The following is a 4,303-nucleotide window of genomic DNA, read 5'->3' as shown; positions in this document are numbered from 1 at the left end:
GCGCTCCCTCGCCGGAAGTCACCGCACCTAAACCGGGCACACCCGTCACGCGCACACAGGCATCGTGATTGACCGTCTGGCTCTTGTCGACCTTGGACGCGCGCTGGAGCGCATCGAGCCTGATGGCCTCCAAGACGGCGAACTGCGAGCCGTCGGTGCGCTTGTTGATGTTCTTGATGAGGTCATGCATGGGCAGCGGGTAGAACTTGAGCTGCTCGGCGATCTCCTTGGCCAGTGCCTCCCATTCAGCGGCGGCGGCATCGCGCGCGTCGAGGAGCTCGATCTTTGCCCAAAGTGCATCGAAGTTGATGGGCTGCGCCCCGCGGGCGGCATCAATCGCCTGCTCGCGAACGGTGGAACCCTCATCGAGGCTCGCGGCGATCAGGCGCGTCTCGTAACTGCGGACGTACCCCACCCAATCGGAGAGGGCCTCCGTGGCATAGAGCGTGTACATACCTGCGAACTCGCCCGTAATGCCGCGCCCCCACCCGTTGAGCCAGTGGGCTGCAGACGGGCTCTTGCTCTTGCCCCATCCCGATACGTCGTTTTGGATGCGATACGTCGGCACCATCGTGCCGTTCGCATCGGCGCGCAGCTCATAGGTGAGCGTGGCGGCGTGGCCGGGCTGGCCCACCACGAACGAGGGCACGCCGACCATACCGTTGAGGTTGGCGAAGGTCTTGGCGAGGGCTCCGCACACGCCACCCTTCTCAAACACCATCCAGAGACGGTGGTACTTGGTCTTATCCTGTGTGGCACCCGGAACGGAAGAAACGTCGCCGCAACCGATGTGATAGAGGTCGTTCGCCTCGGCATTCGGGAAGTGCGCGTCCGTGTAGGAAAGCTGGTACTTCTCCTTCCAGCCGCCCTGCCAGACTTTGAGGGGCTTGCCGGGCGCACCGTTGGAGGACTTCATCTCCTCAACAGGGCCGTTGAACTCGGCATCGTTGTAAAAACGCACGTTGCTGTACCCGCCGTTGCTCGCATAACCACCGTCATACCAGATGTAGGAGTACGCGTTCAGGCGACTATCCTCAGTTTTGTCGTCAGTGGCGGAGAACTTGGCGAGCGAGTAATTCGCCAACCAGGGCAGCTCCGCATCGGTGATCTGGTTTTCGAAGACCAGGCGCATGCTCTCGACCGGCAACGCGTCGAACAGGTCCTTCTTAAAGCGATAGCGCTCATCGGAGCGGAATGTCTTGATGGTGTAGTAGCGCACGAGCGGGTCGGACACAAACCCCGGATCGCCCGTCCACAGGCGCGCACGACCAGAGACATCGAGGGATGCCGCAACCATCATGCGCAGGTACACATCCGCATCGGCACCCGGTGCCGTAAGGTCGGCGGCGTTCGTCTTGCGCAGGCGCATGAAGATGCCGAGCGACTTGATGTAGTCGGCGTGGGTCGCTACGTTGTTCTTGGCATTGGTCCACACCTCGCCGCCCGTGACATAATAGCGCAGCGCCGCGAGGTCACCCATGAACCAATCGAGGAACTCGCTTGCATCGGTTGAAGAGGCCCGTAATTCGCTCAGCTGCTCATATCCGGCACGACGCACCAGCTCTCGCTGAAGAATCAGGCGCTCCGAGGCCTCGTCGAGCGTTCCGGCAGCAGCACGGGCGACAAGGTCCTGTTTTTCGACAAGCGAGCGAATCTGCGCATCGTACGATTCGAGCGTTTGAATGGCACCACCCTGGGGAGCCGCATGGGCAATTGAGGGGACAGCGATACCAGCGGTTGAAACCGTTGCGGTCGCGATCATCGCAGCCATGAGCACCGTCTTGGTGGAGCGGCCAACGGGGTTGAGTGCGGCTCGGACACGTGAGTCAACAAGACCCATGTCCTCGTAGCGAGCGGGGTTGGTCACAATGGGCTCCCTATGAGATGTAGTACGTTTGAAGTGCCAGTCCATCGTACCGAATAATCACGCTTGAGGGAATGCCCCTTGAGCCGACACATTTCTTAAGCAAAAGATAAGGCGGTGCGCCGAAGATCTCCTCTCCGGCGCACCGCCAAACCACGCGTATATGCGCTGCGGTCTAGTAGTTAACGACCTGCTCCTCGAAGTAGGACTGCGGATGAGCGCAGACGGGGCACATCTCGGGGGCGGTGGGGCCCACGTGCAGGTGACCGCAGTTGAGGCACTTCCACACCTTCACGCCCTCGCGGGTGAAGACCTCGCCCTTCTCAACGCGCTCGGCAAGCTTGTTGTAGCGCTCCTCGTGAGCCTTCTCGACGGCACCGACACCGCGGAACTTGGCGGCGATAGCGGTGAAGCCCTCCTCGTCGGCGGTCTTGGCAAACTCGTCGTACATGGTCGTCCACTCGTAATTCTCACCGGCAGCAGCATCGCGCAGGTTATCGAGGGTGCCGGGGACTTCGCCTCCATGCAGCTCCTTGAACCAGAGCTTGGCATGCTCGGACTCATTCAGAGCGGTCTCCATGAAGATGTTGGAGATCTGAACGAAGCCGTCCTTCTTGGCCCTGGAAGCGTAGTAGCGGTACTTGGTGTGGGCCTGAGACTCGCCCGCAAAAGCGGCCTCGAGGTTCTTCTTGGTCTGGGAATTCTCGAAATCCATGAATACCTCCTAGGTGGCGTAGGAATCGAAAGGCGCCGTCGATGCGCCACATCGAGCGGAACCCCAACGGGACCGCCTGCAAAGACGCCCGTAAATCTCTTGTACCCCACTCGCGCCCGCTCTTGCAAAAGCTCGCTCGATCGCCCTAGACGATCACCCACGCCCCTTCACACTCCCGGCAAAATCCCTCGCGGGCGAGATCGGTCAATATGGATTCGACGAGCTCCCCCTCAACGGGCGGACGTCCGGCAGTGCGCTCGACGTCGTTGAGGGCGGCATGCAGCGAAGCGGTGCTCGCCCGCTCGCCACGCGCCTGGGCATCCAACAACTGGCGCACGATTTCCGCCCGCTTCTGACGGCGTGAGCCTTCAAATCGCGATTGGCGCGTATATGCCTTGGCACGACGCGAGGGGTTGGGAACGGTCTTCTTGAGATACGCACCATAGTCGAGCATGGCATAGTACCAGGTGCGCGGCGTGTCATCGGGATCCTGGGGCATAGCGAAGGGGTCCGCGGACCTCGCGTCGGCAGCCATCAAGGCGCCCGGTTTCTGGCCAGCGAAGCAATCCGCTTCCGCCCCGCACGATGCGGGAGCTGCGGGACATGTCGCCTCCGCCAGCGGCACAAGTTCCCTATCGGGCACGCCCGGCACATCGGGGAACAGGTGGTGTAGAAGAACGGTGCGCACATTCGTCTCCAGGTAGACCCCTGGCAAGTCAAACGCAAAGGATCGGATGCCCTGCGCAGTCGCCGGGCCGATCCCCGGCAAGGCGATGAGCTCCTTCGTACCCGCGGGAAACACCCCATCGTACCCGCGAACGATCTCCTCAGCAGCCGCCTTGAGCGCCAGAGCGCGACGATTGTACCCCATACCCTGCCAAGCCGCGAGAACCTCAGCAGTACCGGCCTCTGCCAGCGCGAAGACGCTCGGGAACGCATCGAGCCATTCCGCCCACCGCGTCTCCACGCGGGCGACCTGCGTCTGCTGAAGCATGACCTCCGAAAGCCAGATCTTATACGGGTCGCGCGTGCGACGCCACGGAAGGTCTCGATACAAACGAACCCCTTCCGTGCGAACCAGCGTGCGGAAGGGGTCCATGTTCATCTTGAGCTCCTTAGAGGATCATGCGGCTACACGCACGAGCACCCCCTGGAGCACCCGGCGTACTCGGGAAAACGCGAGCGATCGGCGAACTTGGGGTCGACCGCGGGATGCTGCCGTCGATTGACGACGTCATCGAGCGTAACGGAGTCCAGATAATTGCGAAGCAGCTCCTGGGCTCCTATCCACAGGGGATGATAGCAGCATTCATCCATGCGAGGGCATATCCCGTCCTCCGCCGTGCAATCGTTCATGACGAGCGGGCCCTGGACCGCCTCGACGATCTGACGAATCGTCACATCTTTGGGGTCGACTTTAAGCCGCATGCCGCCGCGGACACCGCGCAGGCTCTCGATAATCCCCGCCTGCACCAGACCGTGCTGAATGGAGCGGGCAAAAGAATACGGCACATCCACCGTCTCGGCGGCCGTACGCACGGACAGAAGGCTATCCTCGCCTTCCGCCAACATGGAAAGCATGCGCAGGGCATAGTCGGTCTTGCGGGAGATGTCCATCTCTTCTCCTTGCGAGTAAACGAAATCTATTCGAGACGTTATGCGTGGTTGGCAAATAAACTCGTGGTCGAGCATAGTGCGCCATTCGGCACCGATACTGACATTGT

3 protein-coding genes and 1 pseudogene are annotated in these 4,303 nt (G+C 61.4%); all 4 read right to left on the bottom strand.

Annotated elements, in window-relative coordinates:
* Nucleotides 1-1,867, bottom strand: a pseudogene (locus ACT8II_RS06310) (hypothetical protein); the annotation flags it as partial.
* Between the two features lie 172 nt (nucleotides 1,868-2,039).
* Nucleotides 2,040-2,579, bottom strand: a complete 540-nt coding sequence (rbr, locus tag ACT8II_RS06305; protein ID WP_118652379.1) for a rubrerythrin — start codon at nucleotides 2,577-2,579, stop codon at nucleotides 2,040-2,042.
* 145 nt (nucleotides 2,580-2,724) lie between these two features.
* Nucleotides 2,725-3,684 (bottom strand): adenine glycosylase, encoded by a 960-nt coding sequence (locus ACT8II_RS06300; protein ID WP_294159967.1) that lies wholly within the window; start codon nucleotides 3,682-3,684, stop codon nucleotides 2,725-2,727.
* Between the two features lie 26 nt (nucleotides 3,685-3,710).
* On the bottom strand, nucleotides 3,711-4,196 hold the full coding sequence (locus tag ACT8II_RS06295; RefSeq protein ID WP_118652375.1) for an RrF2 family transcriptional regulator: 486 nt from the start codon (nucleotides 4,194-4,196) through the stop codon (nucleotides 3,711-3,713).
* Nucleotides 4,197-4,303 lie beyond the last annotated feature (107 nt).

It is taken from the genome of Collinsella sp., assembly GCF_052346665.1.
Taxonomy (GTDB): Bacteria; Actinomycetota; Coriobacteriia; order Coriobacteriales; family Coriobacteriaceae; genus Collinsella.
This window is presented reverse-complemented; position numbering and strand designations above follow the sequence as displayed.

Coding starts and splice junctions, on each gene's coding strand:
- rbr (WP_118652379.1), bottom strand. CDS start 2,579: ATGGATTTCGAGAATTCCCAGACCAAGAAGAACCTCGAGGCCGCTTTT.
- ACT8II_RS06300 (WP_294159967.1), bottom strand. CDS start 3,684: ATGAACATGGACCCCTTCCGCACGCTGGTTCGCACGGAAGGGGTTCGT.
- ACT8II_RS06295 (WP_118652375.1), bottom strand. CDS start 4,196: ATGGACATCTCCCGCAAGACCGACTATGCCCTGCGCATGCTTTCCATG.